Origin of the sequence: Clostridium beijerinckii (assembly GCF_018223745.1) — a bacterium.
GTDB classification, from domain to species: Bacteria; Bacillota; Clostridia; order Clostridiales; family Clostridiaceae; genus Clostridium; species Clostridium beijerinckii.
The window spans coordinates 3,494,583-3,511,121 of the sequence record NZ_CP073653.1 but is presented as its reverse complement, the minus strand read 5'-3'; the positions used below and the strand labels follow the sequence as shown (position 1 = coordinate 3,511,121).

The window sequence follows — 16,539 nt, the reverse complement described above, 5'->3', positions numbered from 1 at the left end:
TCCACTTTTGGTTATCTATTACTTAAGTATTTTTATTCACATATTTCTTCATAGCCTCAAAACTCTCATTGCTTATAACATGTTCAATTCTACATGCATCTTCAACAGCAACTTTCTCATCTACACCAATAGATTTTAACCAGTTAGAAAGAAAAGTGTGCTTTTCATAGACCATATTTGCTATTTCTTTACCCGCGTCAGTGAGAACTATATTTCCATCATCTGCTATAGATATATATTCTTTTTCGCGAAGATTTTTCATAGCAACGCTTACACTGGATTTTTTAAAATTAAGTTCTGTAGCAACATCAATAGAACGAACTGCATGTGATTTTTGGCTTAAAATTAAAATTGTTTCTAAATAGTTTTCGACTGATTCATTTATAGCCATATAAAGACCCTCTTTCAATAAAATCTATGTAATGAAATTTAAATTTTAATGAAGTAAGTATATCATAATGCATATTTAACATCAAATTATAGATATCCAACTCTAAAACTAAATTTATGTGGTAACGTACCGAAATCATAAATATTTTGTTCCGAAAAGCTATGAAAATATCGCTGAAGGTTCTAAGCAGCAGGTTGTATCCACTTTAGCATGCTCCCACTTTCAGTGTAACAAGCTAAAATGGAACAACCTACAGCTAAGAACCTTTAACAGCTCATTTTCAAATGTTTTCTCCACAAATATATTTATGATTTCTAATGAAGATACAAACTTAAGTTCTTTGTAACTTTGTAAATATAGTCATCTAATAAGTCTAATTTTCAAGTTGTAAGATGCATAACAGCATATATCTCATCTGTAATTTTATGAGAAAAGTAATTAATGCACTGGACAATCTTACTAGAATATATTAAACTAATATTAGTTAGTTAAGACTAACTAAAGTTGCTTTATTATCCAATAGTGCAATTGATTTGAATTTTTGTGATGATTTTATCATGCATGTTATTGTGAAATAGGGGCACTATATAAATATAATATTGGGTTAGTTAAGACTAACTAAAAAAATAATATTAAGTAATTATAAAATATATGAACTTTAAGATTTTTTAATATATACGTTGCAAAAATAATTCTTCATCATAATTCTAAAAATATTGCAAGAATTTTAACCGTAATTGTGAAATGTGCATTGTGAATTGCAATATATATCATTAGATAAAACATAATAGTTAAATGAAATTATATATGTGAATTTCTAAAAAGTAAATTCGCTTAAAAATATTATTCTATAGTTAGATGAGAGAGGTGGAAAAGAGAAATGAGTATTGTTATAATTGGTGGCCATGATCGAATGGTTTGTGAATACAAAAAAATATGTAAGAATTATAATTGTAAAGCAAAGGTCTTTACTCAAATGCAAAGTAATTTAAAAAAGCAAATTGGAAAGCCTGACCTACTTGTATTGTTCACAAATACTGTATCACATAAAATGATACAATGCGTGTTATCTAATACTGATACAAATGAAGCTGAATTAATACGATGTCATCAGAGCAGTGGAACTGCCTTAAAAAAAATATTAGAATACAAGTGTTCTAATATTAATAGTAATAATTAAAGTTTGAAATTTGTTTAAAGGAATTGAGAAATATTGTACAACTATTTTAAGTAGCCGTACGATATTTCTTTTTTATGTTTATAAAATTCAATTATGTTTTGGAGCTAAATATAATGTTTTGGGCTTGTAAGAAAAAAATGGAATATAGTATAATTCAGTATAGTTAGTCGCGACTAACTATGCTGGAGTATTTTGATAATGAAGATAAGAGGTGAATTAGTTTGGAGAGAATAGATATTCTAGGGTGTGGTAGTATTTGCATACATGAAATATTTCCAGGAATTGTACTTAACTATGAAGAATTTAAGTGTAAAGAGTTGTCAATATTCGCAAATGAACAAATCCTACCTCAAATAAGTGGGGAAATGATTGAAATTGGTTATTGCCATGAAGGGCGTATTCAGTGCGAATTTGAGGGAGGTGTATGTGTTTATATGGGAAGTGGAGATTTGTATGCAGGGCTTATGGGAAAATATCCTCCAGTTAACACTTTTCCGATGGCAGAGTATAAAGGAATTTCTATATACATTTATATTGATGAACTTTCTAAGTGTTTACCTGAAATTTTAAAAGGCTCCTTGATTGACATAAAGACTTTTCAGAAGAGGTTGTTTTCTTCAGAAAAACATTTTGCAAAGGTTGGAAATTGCATTAATTGGGTAGGAGGGAAGATAGAAAGAATTTTTCTTGATTTATTTAGTTTACCTGATTTGCCAGAAGCAGCTATAGAAAGCTATTTAAAGATTAAAGTGTTAGAACTTATTTTGCTTTTAAATGAAACCTGTGCCAATGAAAATGAAGCTAAAAATAAATACTATTTAAAAGCACAAACTGAAATTGTGAAAAATGTTCATGATGAGCTTATTAAAAATCTATCGAATAATCTTACACTTAAGCAGTTGGCAGAAAAATATAATATAAGTCAATCAGGGCTTAGCAGTTGCTTTAAAGCTATTTATGGTAAAAGCATTGCAAAATATATAAAGGAGTACCGAATAGAATATGCTGCATCTTTGCTTAGAAAAACTGATGAAACTGTTATGAATATATCAGCAACAGTTGGATATGAAAACCAAAGCAAATTTGCAGCGGCTTTTAAGGAAGCAATTGGGGTGAATCCAACAGAATATAGAAAAGGAGATATGACTACATTTGAAAATTGAATTTTATAGATTTAAATGGCACAGAAATAATAATCTAAATCACTATTTTATAAAGGAGTGTTGATTTACAGTAAATTGTAAAATGGTATGTATTATAATCATGTTATTTTAAAGAAATTATATAGTAGAAAAGAGGAATTTGAATGATTGAAAAGAAAGAAGGGCTTTCCAGAATGATGGAGTTTGCTGGAAAGTATAAATTTTTAACTTTGCTGGCATTTGTTCTGTCCGCTATAAGTGCAGTTTTAGCATTAGGACCATTTGTCTGTTTATGGTTTGTAGCAAGAGAGCTTATTACGTCACTTCCGAAAGCACCTAATGTTATGGAACTTTCATTTTATGGATGGTGCGCTGTATTTCTAGCTGTAATAAGTATGCTTATATATTTTATAGCACTTATGTGTTCACATATTTCTGCATTTAGGATTGCAAGGAACATGAGAATTAAGGCTATTCATCATATAGTAAAACTTCCATTGGGTTTTTTTTCAAGTAACAATACAGGGAAGCTTCGAAAGGTTATTGATGATAATGCAGGTTTAACAGAGACATTTTTAGCACATCAGCTTCCAGATTTAGCAGGAGCAATAGTATCACCAATTGCAATATTTGTTTTACTGTTTATTTTTGATTGGAGACTTGGAGCAGTGTGCTTAATTCCTACAGTAATAGGTGTTCTTTGCTTGAAAAAATTGATGGGGGGAGAGAAAGCAGATTCTATAGAAAAATATCAAAATGCTCTTGAGGAAATGTCCAATGGAGCTGTGGAATATATCAGAGGAATTCCAGTAGTAAAAGTATTTCAACAAACTGTATTTTCTTTTAAGAGTTTCCACGATTCAATTAATAAATATAGTAAATTTGCATCTAGTTATGCTGCTGAGTGCCAAATTCCTATGACTATCTTCACAGTAGCTGTCAATGGAGCTTTTGCATTTTTGATACCAGTTGGCATTCTCGTTATTAAAAATACATCAGATTATAAAGGTTTTTTACTTGATTTTATATTTTATGTATTATTTACACCAGTAAGCGTTAATATGTTAACTAAGATAATGAAGATAATAGAAAACATTATGGTGGCTAAGGAGGCAGTTAAAAGGATTGATGCTATTTTGGATGAAAAGCCTTTAAAAGAGCCAGAAGATCCACAAAAAATAAATGGAAGAAGAGTTTCTTTTGAACATGTTACGTTCACTTATCCAGGAAATACGTCGCCTACAGTAGATGATATAAGTTTTTCTATTAGTGAAGGTGAAACTATAGCATTAGTAGGGGCATCAGGTAGTGGAAAAAGTACGGTAGCAGGCTTAATACCACGATTTTTCGATGTTAATAAGGGGAATGTTAAAATAGATGATGTTGATGTTCGGGATGTTTTAAAAAAGGATTTAATGGACAAAGTTTCTTTCGTATTTCAAAATACAAGGCTCTTAAAAGCAAGTATCTTAGAAAATATTAGAATAGCAAAACCAAAAGCAACAATAGATGAGGTACTTGAAGCAGTTAGAGAAGCACAATGCTCAGATATTATAGAAAAGTTTCCAGAAGGCATTAATACGGTAATTGGTGGAAAAGGAATATATTTATCTGGTGGAGAGTGTCAGAGAATAGCTTTGGCTAGGGCTATATTAAAAGATTCACCGATTGTAATATTAGACGAGGCAACAGCGTTTGCAGATCCTGAGAATGAGAGTCAAATACAAAAAGCTTTCGAAAAACTTACTAAAGGAAAAACAGTGCTTATGATAGCTCATAGATTATCTACTATATGTGGAGCGGATAAAATCTTAGTTATGGCAGACGGAAGGATAAAAGAGCAAGGAAAGCATGAAGAATTATTAAAAGAGGATGGCATATATGCTCATATGTGGAAAGAGTACGGCAGATCTATTTCATGGAAAGTAACAAAGAAATTAGATGAGAATAACGATAGCTCTTTTAAGAAAAGCAAGAGGTTAGGGAAAGGTAATGATAAGACCAGCTAATAATAGTCAAGTTAATTTTCAAAAAAATAGTTTTTGGAAAAAGAGTATGGCAAACAAACCGTTCCAAAACACGAACGGTTACAGAAATTGGAATAAAATTAAGCGACTTTGTTTAAAGAGTTATTTTCCAGGAACATTTGCTTATGTATTTTGGGATCTCTTTGCTCAAACGGAGTTTGATTTCGGAGAACAGCAAAAATGTAGTTTATAATTTTATGCATTATAGCGACTAAGGCGATTTTAGGCTTTTTGCCTTTAAGGTTTATTTGATAATAATCTAATAGGACTTTATTTATAGGAACTCCATTACGATTGTTACGGATTGAAGCTAGTGCAACAGAATATAATGCTCTTCGACCGATTCGAGTTCCTCTTTTTGAAATTTTATTATCATCGCCTTTAAAATTACCTGATTGATTAACTGAGCTATCAATACCAAAGAAAGCTACAAGATGTTTGGGCTTAAGAAAACCATCAATATCACCTATTTCAGCTATTATAGTAATAGCAGTTAATTGCCCTATGCTTATGAATTGAATCAATTAGTTCAATATTAGCTCTAATAGATTCAGGAAAAGTTTCAGACTGTATAAAATTGTTAATTTTCTGTAGCAATGTATCAATCTCTGATTGAATAGTTTTTATTAATGTTATAGAGCTGGCTATTTTGACGGCTAAACCGTCTAACGGTAAGCCAATTATTTTAGCTTCATTAGCAACCTTAAATAATTTGGAATATGTATTTTCCGACCAGATAATGCCCTTTTTAGAGCTATTAAGGAAAATCTTAATTATATTTTCCTTAGGTGCCTCTAAAATTGATTGTGGCGTTGGATATTGACTTAAAAGCTCAATTGAACTTTTAGATGTTGAATCTGAAAATATAGTATTATAGCCATAAGGAAAAATAACTCTTAAATCAGCGGATAATTTTTTCTTAAAAGTAGAGCTAGTATCTGTAAGTTTGTAATACTCTCTTACAAGATTTTTCAGAAGAAAAATATCAAGGCTAAGTTGTTGTGATAACTTAATGTTTTGAAATTTTCCTATTGTTGCAATAGATAAAGCGTCTTTTTTATCATTTTTCACTTTTCTTATGTCACCATTTTTGTTAGACTTAGTAACGAGTGGATTGATAACAAATGTGTTATCGAAATATTTATTAAGATAGTGGAAAAGAGATAAATGGTACACGCCAGTGGACTCCATGAAAATTGCAGTTTTCATGTTAAACTCTTCTTCCACTTTTTTTATTTCATTAACTAAGTGGTTGAAGCCATTGAGATCATGCTTTATTTTAAATGACTTCTTATAAATATCACCATTCGGTGCGAGTATTGCAGTATATGAAAAATCAGCTGAAACATCAATTCCTATTACAGGACTATAAAAAAAATTAGACATTGTATATATCTCCTTAAATTAAATTTTAGATATAGAATAGAACTTCCACTCTGTCAGATAGCTTATAACCTTGTTTGTGACACGGGTAATTCCCGAAGGGAAACCCAACCAGCTAAACATAGAATTCTACCTGATGAAATGATACGCTTTTTTACGGGTATAGGTTCTAAAAGACCTCCCATGGAGGTTTACATCTATCTTCTATTCAGGAGTATTATACTAGACTATATAAAACTTGGTTAGATTCCTTTAAGGAATTTAAATAAAAAACTATTTAAGATATGAAATGCATATTCCCTATCGGGGCGTAGGCAAAGTAATAAATTAGAATATTAAAAATAATAAGAGGTGTAATGTTCGTTAGAAAGATAAATAGTTTTCTATCAAATGTTACAACTAGATTATACAAGGAGGTTCTTATATGATTAATATGCTATGTGATAAATTTGCATTGACCAAGCAAGGCGCAAAAGATTTGCTACAAGGAATAATTTTTAGTACACTGGCAGATATTGCTTTAATGATTCCAGTGGGACTAGTTGTTATGGTTATTAGAGATATGTTAGCTCCAATTACAGATGGTATAAATATTAATTTACAACTGTCCAAATATATTATAATGATTCTTATAACATTAGTTATACTGTTTGCTGTAAATTGGATGCAATACAAATCTTCATTTATTGCAGTTTATGGTGAAAGTGCTAACAGAAGAATAAACTTAGCTGAAAGATTAAGAAAGCTTCCTTTATCTTTTTTTGGGAGGAGAGATTTATCTGATTTAACAAATTCAATTATGGTAGATTGTACAGATTTAGAACATGTATTTTCGCATGCAATACCGCAGTTTATTGGTGCCATTGTATCTACAATACTTGTTGGAATTGGAATGTTGATTTTTGATTGGCGTATTGGAATTGCACTTTTGTGGGTAGCTCCTATATCGTTTTTAATCGTCATTTGCTCTAAGAAACTGCAAAATAAATTTAGCATAAAAAACATCGCTGCGAAACGAAAAGTGGCTGATGGAATACAGGAATGTCTAGAGACTATAAAGGATTTAAAAGCTTATAATCAAGAAAAAGAATATCTTTTAAAGTTAGATGATATTATAGATAATGCTGAAAAGATACAAGTTAGAAATGAGCTTACTACAGGAATTATGGTAGTTAGCGGACAGATGCTTCTAAAAGTTGGCTTTGCCACAGTGATTTTAATAGGTGGAACTCTTCTTGCAAAAGGAAAGACGGATTTATTTATATATTTAGTATTTTTGATTGCAGCTTCAAGATTTTATGACCCAATTTGTGATTCATTAATGAATCTTGCAGATATATTTTCATCAAGCCTTAAAATAGGAAGAATGAAGAAGATGCAAGATCATCCAGTTCAACTTGGATCAGAGATATGCAAAACAAATGGATATGATATAATTTTCAATCATGTAGCATTTTCGTATGATAAGAAAAATAACGAAAATGTTTTAAAAGACGTATCTTTTACTGCAAAGCAGGGACAAATAACTGCTTTAGTAGGTTTATCAGGAGGCGGAAAAAGTACAGCAGCAAAGTTAGCAGCAAGATTTTGGGATGTCAATGAAGGAAGCATAACTCTTGGTGGAGTAAATATAAATTCTGTGGATCCAGAAGTACTTCTTAAAAATTATTCTATAGTATTTCAAGATGTCATACTATTTAATGATACAATTATGAATAATATTCGTTTGGGGAAACGTAATGCAACAGACAAAGAAGTAATAGCGGCAGCTAAGGCGGCATGCTGTGATGAGTTTATAAAAAGGATGCCGGATGGATATAATACGGTGATAGGAGAAAATGGCTCAACTTTATCAGGAGGAGAGCGTCAAAGAATTTCCATTGCAAGAGCTTTGTTAAAAAATGCTCCTGTAATTTTATTAGATGAAGCAACAGCCTCTCTTGATGTTGAAAATGAGACAAAGATACAAGAGGCACTTTCAAACCTTATTAAAGATAAAACAGTACTTGTTATTGCTCATAGAATGCGAACAATATCAGGCGCAGATAAGATAGTTGTATTAAACGATGGGTATGTAGCAGAGCAAGGAACCCCATCAGAATTATTAAAACAAAATAGAATTTATGCAAAGATGGTAGAATTGCAGCAGGAAAGTTCAAAGTGGAAGATAAAATAAAATTCTTTTAAGGTAGTCATTAATATGGATATCCATGATAGTTTACCGAAATCATAAATATATTTATGATTTCTAGTGAAGATATAAACTTAAGGTTTCAGCAACTTTGTAAATATGTTCATGATTAGTTTATCTATATAGCATAGGACAAATGTATTTTTAAAAGGAATATAATTTTTAGATGATTTAATTTTATAGTCAATATTAGATTTAATGAGAATCATTGCAGAACATAGTTAAATAGAGCATATTCTGAAGAATAAATATTCTTAAGAATTTTAGAATGTATATTCTCGACTAGATGATAAATTAATAATTTACTTAAGTAATCAAGGGGAATCGAGCTGTAACAGGTAAGATTCTCTTTCTTTTTTATTTTCTAGGAGTCTATATTGAAGTGAAATCAATAGATATTGTAACGAGTATAAATTATGAAAAAGAAGGAACTAGATGGTTACATCTCAAGAGAAAATATATTTGAATTCAAAATTCTTCTCATATGGTTCAAAAAAGTAGATTCAAAAAATATGCTAGGCCGGTTATAAAATCAGATGAAATATGTTAAGCTTTTTGATATACTTAAAAATAGAAAAAATTATCTAGGTTTCTTTAAAATGTATTTGATTTTTATTAATCAGATTTGAGAGGAAGTTTTATCATGGGAGAATTATCAAATCTACCTAATATCGGCAAAGAAGTGGAAAGGCAATTGAATCAAGTAGGGATATTTACCTATGATGAATTAAAAGCAATTGGAGCAGAGCAGGCATGGCTCAAGATACAAGAAATTGATCCTTCTGCATGTATCCATAGGTTGCTGGCACTGGAAGGTGCAATTCATGGTATTAAGAAAACAGAGCTATCACAGAAACGTAAAGAAGATTTAAAAGATTTTTATAATTGGAATAAAGGAAAGTAGTAATTTATAAGAGGAGAATAAAAAAATGGTTTTATTAGTAGTTGATACACAAAAATTAATAACAAACGATAAATTATATAACTTTAATGCATTTGTATCGAATGTAGAGAAAATAATTAGTGAAGCAAGGAAAAACGATATTAAAATAATATATATACGTCATGATGATGGTCCTGAAAGTGAATTAACAAAAGGAACTGACGGATTTGAAGTATATGAAAAATTTCAACCAGTTAATGACGAAAAGATATTTGATAAAAAAGTAAACAGCGCGTTTAAAGGGACAGGCTTACTAGAATATTTAATGGATAAAGACGAAAAAGATATAATAATTGTAGGAATTCAAACAGATTTATGTGTTGACGCCACTATAAAATGTGGATTTGAGCATGGCTTCAATATGATAGTCCCTGCTTATGCAAACACAACTGTTGACAATAAATTCATGTCAGGAGAACAAACATATGAATACTACAATGAATTTATATGGAATGGAAGATATGCAGAATATATTTCGATTGATGAAACTATTAGAAGAATGAATTAAATAAGGTGTAAATATTTTTTACAAGGAGAAATTATAAAATGAAATCCACTAATATATATGTTATCCATGGTTATACATCTTCCAGTAAATCAGAGTGGTTTCCATGGTTGAAAGAACAGTTTAAAGATAGCTCTATTAAGGTTAATGTTCCGGATATGCCTGATTCAGGAGATCCACATCTTGAACCTTGGCGTAAACATCTTCATAAATGTATTATGGATATTGATGAAAATACGATATTAATTGGTCACAGCCTTGGATGTATTACAGCACTACGCTATATTCTAGAGAAAAACATAAAAATAAAAGGTGCAATACTTGTCTCCGGGTTCATAAATAAAAATCCTATGAAGGAACAAACAGAAGGTATTCAAGAATTTGTAGATAGTCCACTTGATATTGCAAGAATAAAAAGTCTAATTCCAAAGAGAATAGCTATTACTGCAATAGACGATGACATTGTGCCAACAGAGGCAACACAAAAATTAGCAGAAGAGTTAGACGCAAATCTTATTATTCTTGAATCAGGAAAGCATTTTATCGCGCGTGATGGGTATACTAAATTTCCTGTTTTGTTAAGTGAGATTAAGAAATTAATTGGCACATAGAATATACCTTATTAGAAAGAAGAAACATTTTTATGCAGCAGGCATTGAAAATGAGTTGTTAAAAGCTCTTAATTGTAGGTTGTTCAACTAATGCTTGTCACAATGAAATTGGGAGCAAGCTTTAGTTGGTAAACCTGCAATTTAGAACTTTCAACGAAATTTTCATAGTCCTGTGAAATAACAATGTTTCTTCTTTCTGTAAAGTATTGCATAAGTTCAGGTATTAGTTGAGTTATCTATAGTTACAGATATTTATGGAATCATTTAACCATTATCGTATATAATTCACTACATTTAATTTTCTCTTAGGAGCAATTAATTCTTTGTTTAATGACTTATATCCTAGAGCAACACCATAATAGGCTTCATATCCTTCTGGAATACCGAGTTTTTTAGCTTCATCTTCTAATTTTAAGAAAAACGTTATGAGGCCAATCCAAACAGAGCCAATGTTTAAGCTTTCTGCTGCTAAAAGCATATTTTGTATCGCTGCGGAGCAATCAACTTTAGGGGAAAGTGCATTTTTATTACCAGATACAATTATTAAGGTTGGAGCATCATATATTAAATTTACTTTGGGGTTTGATCCCATATTTTTGATCCAACTGATTTCTGATTGAGCCATTAACTCTTTTGATTTATCATTGATATGTTTTAATATTTCTTTGTTTTGAATAACAGTAAAATGCCATGGCTGATCATTATGACCAGAAGGTGCATATATCCCAGATTCAATGATTAGATCTAAATCTTCTTGTTTTATTTGTGTAGGTAAATATGTTCTTACACTTCTCCTATTTCTTATAGCTTTCAAAACTTCATTCATATAATATCTTCCTTCCTTATTGGTTTTATAAAATAATAGCATTAATAGAATTATCATAAAAGTACGCACAAATTTGATATGTGATATCAAAAATGATACCATTAAGGTAATTAAATAGAAGATAGATTGTTACAAAAATGTGTTAGGAGAATAAATTAATGTCAAAATCAATTGATTTAGAATCGAATTGCCCGATGAATTTAACTATAAATATACTTAGCGGGAAGTGGAAGATAGCAATTCTTTGGCATTTGTCAAGAGGAACTATTAGATTCAATGAATTACAACGATTATTAACTAATATTACTCAGAAAACATTGACAATGCAGTTAAGAGAATTAGAAAGAGATGGGATAATTTATAGAGAAGTTTATCCAGAATCACCACCAAGGGTAGAATATGGACTTACAAGCATTGGAGAAAGCATGAAGCCTATTTTAAGTGCAATGTGTGACTGGGGAAAAGGCTATAAAAAATTAATAAATGAAGACAATAGTGTTAGCTTATTATAGCAAATTCATATATTGGTTAATGGAAGATGCTTTTTTACTCATATATCGAATACAATTATTTTAATGATGCAAATTTTGATTATATTAGTTTAAATGGAAGGGGAAATTAAATGGCAGAATATATAATAGCTGTAGATGAATTTGATAACGAAATAGGTTCAATTGAAAAAATGGAGGCTCACCGTAAAGGAACATTACATAGAGCTTTTTCTATATTAGTATTTAATTCTAAAAATCAATTGTTATTACAGAAAAGAAATGTAAAAAAATATCATTCGCCTGGCCTCTGGACCAATACATGTTGTAGTCACCCTAAATACGGTGAAAATTTACAGGATGCGATTTATAGAAGGCTTAAGGAAGAAATGGGTTTTACATGTGAACTTGAAGAAGTATTTAGTTTTATTTATAAAGTAAAACTTGAAGATAATCTTTTTGAAAATGAATATGATCATGTATTCATTGGGAAATATGATGGAGAAATAATTGTAAACAAAGATGAAGTAGATGATTTTAAGTGGGTTGATATTAATGAAGTTAAGAAGGACATTATAGAAAGGCCAGAAGCATATACTTATTGGTTCAAGTATTTAGTTAATAAGGCAGAAAACAAAATATTTAAATAAGTAAGAATTTCGTCTAAATAAAGATTTGGAAATTAATTGTTTTTCAATCAATAGGCCAGCAGTAATACCTATCCCAATACCTTCAACAACAAGTCTTAATCTAAAACTATGCCAATGAAATAAAGTTTTATAGGTATTTGTTTTATGTTTTAATTCCATTATTATGCCTCCAATATTGTCGTGTCTCAAAAGTATATTGTATTAAAGTATTTAATACTACAACGTATATTATGTTAGCATATATATATCAATATGTTAATAGTAAAACCTTATTTATGGATTTTGTTATATATATTGGATAGATATTGTAGATTGTTACACTAATGCTTGTCACAATGAAAATGGGAGCAAGCATTAGTGGTGCAACCTGCAATTTAGCATTTCAGCGATATTTTTATAGCTTTTCGGAATCAAAATATTTATGATTTCGGTGGATTATTGCATAAGTCTAAGTTATAAATATCAATATAATTCTTCAATAGGGAAAAATATTTAATACAAGCTATCAGTACTATTTTTGCTAGTATTTTAATAGATTATAATTTGTCATAATGGTTAATATATTAATGCCAAACAAAATTTATATTAATTAAGGGAGGTTGATGTATATGTCATCAAATAATAGTGGAAGAAATAGAACATTAGTACCAGAAGCAAAGGCAGGATTAAACAGATTAAAAACTGAGGTTGCTTCAGAAGTTGGATTAAGCGATTATGAAAACATCGATAAAGGAAGCCTTTCTTCAAGACAAAATGGATATGTTGGCGGTTATATGGTAAAACATATGATTCAAGATTACGAACAAGGTCTTAAGTAATAACTATAAGACTAAGGTCGTGAAAATAACTCTTTAGAAATTTAATAAGATTACGAAAAGCTAGTAGAACTATTTATATAATTAATTGTTCTACTGGCTTTTTTGTGATTTTAAAGTTATTAATATATCAAAGACTTCTGTTTATTATTTTATTAATAATAGTATAGATGATATAATAAATTAAATGTATTCTATTTGAAGAATTTATATTTTATATGCATTATGGAAATTCCATACATGTTATAAGAGTTTATATTTACGGAGGAAGAATCAATGCCACTTAATAGTAAAAGAAATCAAGAAGCATCTATTACTATTTCAAATAAGATAGTAATTAAAGTAAGCGAAGAATTTGTTGATTTAACAGGGTATTACAAAGAGGAACTATTAGGAAAATCATATAAAGAACTGAGTAAAATATTGAAATCTGATTTTTGTGATGAATTTGGAAGTGTTAGTGATGAAATAGATATCTACATATTCACTAAGTCACTTGAGCCAAGAGAAGTGATTATTTCTAAGAAGATAGATCACGAGAAAATGAATATATTATATTTCTTCTATGAAAAAGAGAATTCCCGTATTGAAAATAAATTTTTATATGCAGAACAGTTATGTTTGGATAATAGATATGGGATTGGAATTTATTCAGCGCCAGATTTAACTTTATTAAAAGCTAATGAAAAATACATTTATTATATGGATGAACCATTTAATAGGAAAGAGAATTGCATTGGTAAATCAATAGAAGAAATAGCTAAAGATTTTAAGGAAGATAAAATAAGGGAAAAATGGATAAGTGTTATAAAAACAGGTAAGACGGGCTATGTAAAAGATTTTATGAGTGATAGACATGGAACGGGAGCAACATATTTTGATTCAGCAATAGTACCAATATATGAAGATGGGAAAGTAAAATATTATATTGAGAATCGTATTGATGTAACAGATAGAATAAGAAATAAAATGGTTATTAAAGCTCAAGCTGCTGAAATTGAGAGAAGGGATAAAAAAATCGAGGCAATAATGGATTTAGCAGATGAGCAGATAAGCATCTTTGATAAAAGTGGAAGGTTAATTAAAATAAGCAAAGTTATTTTGGAATTATTTCAAGCAAATAAAATAAGCAATATAAATGATATAAAAGATGAAATAATAATTTTTGATGTAAATAAAAATAAAATTGAATTTGAAGAGAGTAAGTTTAGTTATATAGAAAAAGGAAAGGAAATAAATAATTATAGAGTGATAATAGGAACTAGAAATTTAGAGAAACATGTTGTTATTAGTGGCAAGCCTATATTTGATAGAAAAGGAAATTTTGAAAGATATGTTTTAATAATTGACGATATAACGGAAAAGGTACAAGCAAAAATTATAGAAGAGCAAAAGAATAAATTAGAAGCTATAATTAGAAATATGTCCGAGGGATTGTTTACAATTGACAAAGAAGGTAATATTAATATTCTAAATTCCAGTGCAAAAGACTTTTTTTATAATATTGATTTAGCAAACAAAATCAGTGAAAATTTCTTAAAAGTGAAATTCTACGATTCCAATGATAATATAATCAAACCAGAAAATTTGCCTAGCTATCGAGTACTAAAAGGTGAAAAGATTAATGAATATAGAATGACGCTTAAGAGAAAGGGATTAGAATATCACTTTAATGTAAGTGGCAGTCCTCTATATGATGAAGATGGAGATATAGTAAAGGCGCTATTGTGCACCCGAAATGTTACTGAACAGGTTAATAGTAATACAATTATAAAGATGCAAAAAAAGCAATTAGAAGCTGTCATTGAAAATATTTCTGATGCAATTTATATTGCAGATAAGGAAGGTAAAATAATTTTGATGAATGCAGAAGGAAGAGGTCTTCTTTCTGATTATTATGCTGTAAAGAATGCAGATGATTTTAACATAACTAAGCAAGCTTTTGATACATCAGGGAATGAAATCCATGTAGAGAATTTGTCTTTAAAATGCGCATTACGAGGCGAAAAAATAAAAAATAGAACAATCATAATTAAGCGTTCAGATAAAGAACTAACTATTAGAGTAAATTCTACTCCTATATATGACACAAGTGGAAATTTAATTATGGCTTTAGCTTGTTATCATGATATTACAGATCTAGCTGAAAAAGAAAAAATCATTGTTGAAAAATATAGGCAATTGGAAGTATTAAAGGAAGAAGCTGAAATTGCTAATAAAATAAAGTCGTTATTCTTAGACAATATGAGCCATGAAATACGGACTCCGATGAATGGCATTTTTGGAACAATTCAGCTTCTTGAAAAAACACCTATGAGTGAGGAGCAAAGTAAGTATATAACACTGCTAAAAAACTCTGGAAATAAACTATTAACAATTATAAATAATATTTTAGATATTTCAAAAATAGAGGCCGGTATACATAAATTAAATGATGGTAAATTTGCTTTGAAAAAGATAACAGATGATATTTATACAAATCTCTTGGAATCAGGAAATTCTAAAGGATTAGAGATAAGATATTATTTTGACCCAAATGCAGAATTTATAGCAATTGGAGATGAACTAAAGTTAAAACAAATATTAGATAATTTAATTAGTAATGCGGTAAAATTTACTGAAAAAGGATATATATCCTTTAGGGTAACAAAAGTATCGTCAGATAATGACTATGTAAAAATTAAATTTACAATAGCAGATACGGGGATAGGAATAGACGAAAGATTTAAGAGTAAAATTTTTGGCATATTTAGTCAAGGTGATATATCTGTAAATAAAAAATATACAGGAACTGGTCTAGGATTATCTATATCTAAGCAACTTGCTATGATGATGAATGGGAATATAAGCTTTGAAAGCACACTAGGAGAAGGGTCTACATTTACGTTTACATGTAGTTTTAAAAAAAGTGATTATTATGAAAAGAATATAGAGGTAATGAACGATAATAAAATTAGCGAAGATGATAATATAAATAATTTATGGATGAATAAAGTCATACTTTGCATTGAAACTAATTCAATTGATAAAGAAGTTATGGAGAGTATAGTGGAGAGAAAAGGCTGCAAATATATCCATGCGCATAATATAAGCGAGGCCTTGAAAATCCTAAATTGTAACTATGTAGACTTAATATTGCTAGATATGAAATTAAATAAATTAGAAGATTTTGAAAAAATTAAGGAAATGAGAATATCAAGAGTAAAAGGAAAAAATATTCCTATAATCGGAATGTCTTCATATACCATTATGGAAAATAGAGAGATACTTATGAATCTAGGAATTGATCATTGCATATCAAAACCATTTAATGTTGAAGAAATTTATAATATCTTCGAAATCTATTTATGAGAATGAAAGAGTGTGTTATAAAAATAATAAGGGGAT

The 16,539-nt window shown here is 29.5% G+C and carries 13 protein-coding genes and 1 pseudogene; 11 read left to right on the top strand and 3 right to left on the bottom strand.

Features of this window, described 5'->3' with window-relative positions; translation table 11 throughout:
- Nucleotides 1-22: 22 nt before the first annotated feature.
- Nucleotides 23-391 carry a metal-dependent transcriptional regulator gene (locus tag KEC93_RS15755; RefSeq protein WP_065418173.1) on the bottom strand — a complete coding sequence of 123 codons (369 nt, stop codon included), beginning with the start codon at nt 389-391 and terminating at the stop codon, nt 23-25.
- Between the two features lie 880 nt (nt 392-1,271).
- Between KEC93_RS15755 and KEC93_RS15750 the strand changes: the two genes are divergently transcribed.
- The 3 genes from KEC93_RS15750 to KEC93_RS15740 all read left to right on the top strand — a co-directional run bounded on the left by KEC93_RS15750 (nt 1,272) and on the right by KEC93_RS15740 (nt 4,722).
- A complete protein-coding gene (locus tag KEC93_RS15750) occupies nt 1,272-1,571 on the top strand; it encodes a DUF2325 domain-containing protein (RefSeq protein WP_023974959.1) in 300 nt (99 codons plus the stop codon).
- A gap of 221 nt (nt 1,572-1,792) precedes the next feature.
- A complete protein-coding gene (locus tag KEC93_RS15745; RefSeq protein ID WP_023974958.1) occupies nt 1,793-2,734 on the top strand; it encodes a helix-turn-helix domain-containing protein in 942 nt (313 codons plus the stop codon).
- 143 nt (nt 2,735-2,877) lie between these two features.
- Entirely contained in the window at nt 2,878-4,722 is a 1,845-nt protein-coding gene (locus KEC93_RS15740; RefSeq protein ID WP_211969875.1) for an ABC transporter ATP-binding protein, read from the top strand.
- A 98-nt stretch (nt 4,723-4,820) separates the two neighbouring features.
- On the opposite strand, the pseudogene KEC93_RS15735 reads toward KEC93_RS15740, so the two are convergent.
- Nucleotides 4,821-6,126, bottom strand: a pseudogene (locus KEC93_RS15735) (IS110 family RNA-guided transposase).
- Between the two features lie 421 nt (nt 6,127-6,547).
- On the opposite strand from KEC93_RS15735, the gene KEC93_RS15730 reads away from it, so the two are divergent.
- From KEC93_RS15730 to KEC93_RS15715, 4 genes are all read left to right on the top strand, one after another.
- Nucleotides 6,548-8,299 carry an ABC transporter ATP-binding protein gene (locus KEC93_RS15730; protein WP_077867775.1) on the top strand — a complete coding sequence of 584 codons (1,752 nt, stop codon included), beginning with the start codon at nt 6,548-6,550 and terminating at the stop codon, nt 8,297-8,299.
- Between the two features lie 658 nt (nt 8,300-8,957).
- Complete coding sequence (locus KEC93_RS15725; RefSeq protein WP_077867774.1) at nt 8,958-9,218, top strand: TfoX/Sxy family protein; 261 nt, start codon at nt 8,958-8,960, stop codon at nt 9,216-9,218.
- Nucleotides 9,219-9,243: 25 nt separating this feature from the next.
- Nucleotides 9,244-9,765 carry a cysteine hydrolase family protein gene (locus KEC93_RS15720; protein ID WP_077867773.1) on the top strand — a complete coding sequence of 174 codons (522 nt, stop codon included), beginning with the start codon at nt 9,244-9,246 and terminating at the stop codon, nt 9,763-9,765.
- Between the two features lie 38 nt (nt 9,766-9,803).
- Complete coding sequence (locus tag KEC93_RS15715; RefSeq protein ID WP_077867772.1) at nt 9,804-10,373, top strand: RBBP9/YdeN family alpha/beta hydrolase; 570 nt, start codon at nt 9,804-9,806, stop codon at nt 10,371-10,373.
- Between the two features lie 271 nt (nt 10,374-10,644).
- Here KEC93_RS15715 and KEC93_RS15710 read toward each other — a convergent pair whose 3' ends face one another.
- Nucleotides 10,645-11,199 (bottom strand): nitroreductase family protein, encoded by a 555-nt coding sequence (locus KEC93_RS15710; RefSeq protein WP_039773369.1) that lies wholly within the window; start codon nt 11,197-11,199, stop codon nt 10,645-10,647.
- A gap of 158 nt (nt 11,200-11,357) precedes the next feature.
- On the opposite strand from KEC93_RS15710, the gene KEC93_RS15705 reads away from it, so the two are divergent.
- The 4 genes from KEC93_RS15705 to KEC93_RS15690 all read left to right on the top strand — a co-directional run bounded on the left by KEC93_RS15705 (nt 11,358) and on the right by KEC93_RS15690 (nt 16,503).
- Nucleotides 11,358-11,711, top strand: a complete 354-nt coding sequence (locus tag KEC93_RS15705) for a winged helix-turn-helix transcriptional regulator (RefSeq protein ID WP_023977046.1) — start codon at nt 11,358-11,360, stop codon at nt 11,709-11,711.
- Between the two features lie 110 nt (nt 11,712-11,821).
- Nucleotides 11,822-12,337 carry an isopentenyl-diphosphate Delta-isomerase gene (gene idi, locus KEC93_RS15700; RefSeq protein ID WP_023977045.1) on the top strand — a complete coding sequence of 172 codons (516 nt, stop codon included), beginning with the start codon at nt 11,822-11,824 and terminating at the stop codon, nt 12,335-12,337.
- A gap of 608 nt (nt 12,338-12,945) precedes the next feature.
- Nucleotides 12,946-13,155 (top strand): alpha/beta-type small acid-soluble spore protein, encoded by a 210-nt coding sequence (locus KEC93_RS15695; RefSeq protein ID WP_012059270.1) that lies wholly within the window; start codon nt 12,946-12,948, stop codon nt 13,153-13,155.
- 273 nt (nt 13,156-13,428) lie between these two features.
- Nucleotides 13,429-16,503, top strand: a complete 3,075-nt coding sequence (locus tag KEC93_RS15690) for a PAS domain-containing hybrid sensor histidine kinase/response regulator (RefSeq protein WP_077867771.1) — start codon at nt 13,429-13,431, stop codon at nt 16,501-16,503.
- The last annotated feature ends 36 nt before the right edge of the window (nt 16,504-16,539 follow it).

Bases quoted from the DNA above. Each gene is read 5' to 3' on its own strand.
- KEC93_RS15690 (WP_077867771.1), top strand. From the start codon at position 13,429: ATGCCACTTAATAGTAAAAGAAATCAAGAAGCATCTATTACTATTTCA.
- idi (WP_023977045.1), top strand. From the start codon at position 11,822: ATGGCAGAATATATAATAGCTGTAGATGAATTTGATAACGAAATAGGT.
- KEC93_RS15755 (WP_065418173.1), bottom strand. From the start codon at position 391: ATGGCTATAAATGAATCAGTCGAAAACTATTTAGAAACAATTTTAATT.
- KEC93_RS15740 (WP_211969875.1), top strand. From the start codon at position 2,878: ATGATTGAAAAGAAAGAAGGGCTTTCCAGAATGATGGAGTTTGCTGGA.
- KEC93_RS15730 (WP_077867775.1), top strand. From the start codon at position 6,548: ATGATTAATATGCTATGTGATAAATTTGCATTGACCAAGCAAGGCGCA.
- KEC93_RS15750 (WP_023974959.1), top strand. From the start codon at position 1,272: ATGAGTATTGTTATAATTGGTGGCCATGATCGAATGGTTTGTGAATAC.
- KEC93_RS15715 (WP_077867772.1), top strand. From the start codon at position 9,804: ATGAAATCCACTAATATATATGTTATCCATGGTTATACATCTTCCAGT.
- KEC93_RS15710 (WP_039773369.1), bottom strand. From the start codon at position 11,199: ATGAATGAAGTTTTGAAAGCTATAAGAAATAGGAGAAGTGTAAGAACA.
- KEC93_RS15720 (WP_077867773.1), top strand. From the start codon at position 9,244: ATGGTTTTATTAGTAGTTGATACACAAAAATTAATAACAAACGATAAA.
- KEC93_RS15705 (WP_023977046.1), top strand. From the start codon at position 11,358: ATGTCAAAATCAATTGATTTAGAATCGAATTGCCCGATGAATTTAACT.
- KEC93_RS15695 (WP_012059270.1), top strand. From the start codon at position 12,946: ATGTCATCAAATAATAGTGGAAGAAATAGAACATTAGTACCAGAAGCA.
- KEC93_RS15725 (WP_077867774.1), top strand. From the start codon at position 8,958: ATGGGAGAATTATCAAATCTACCTAATATCGGCAAAGAAGTGGAAAGG.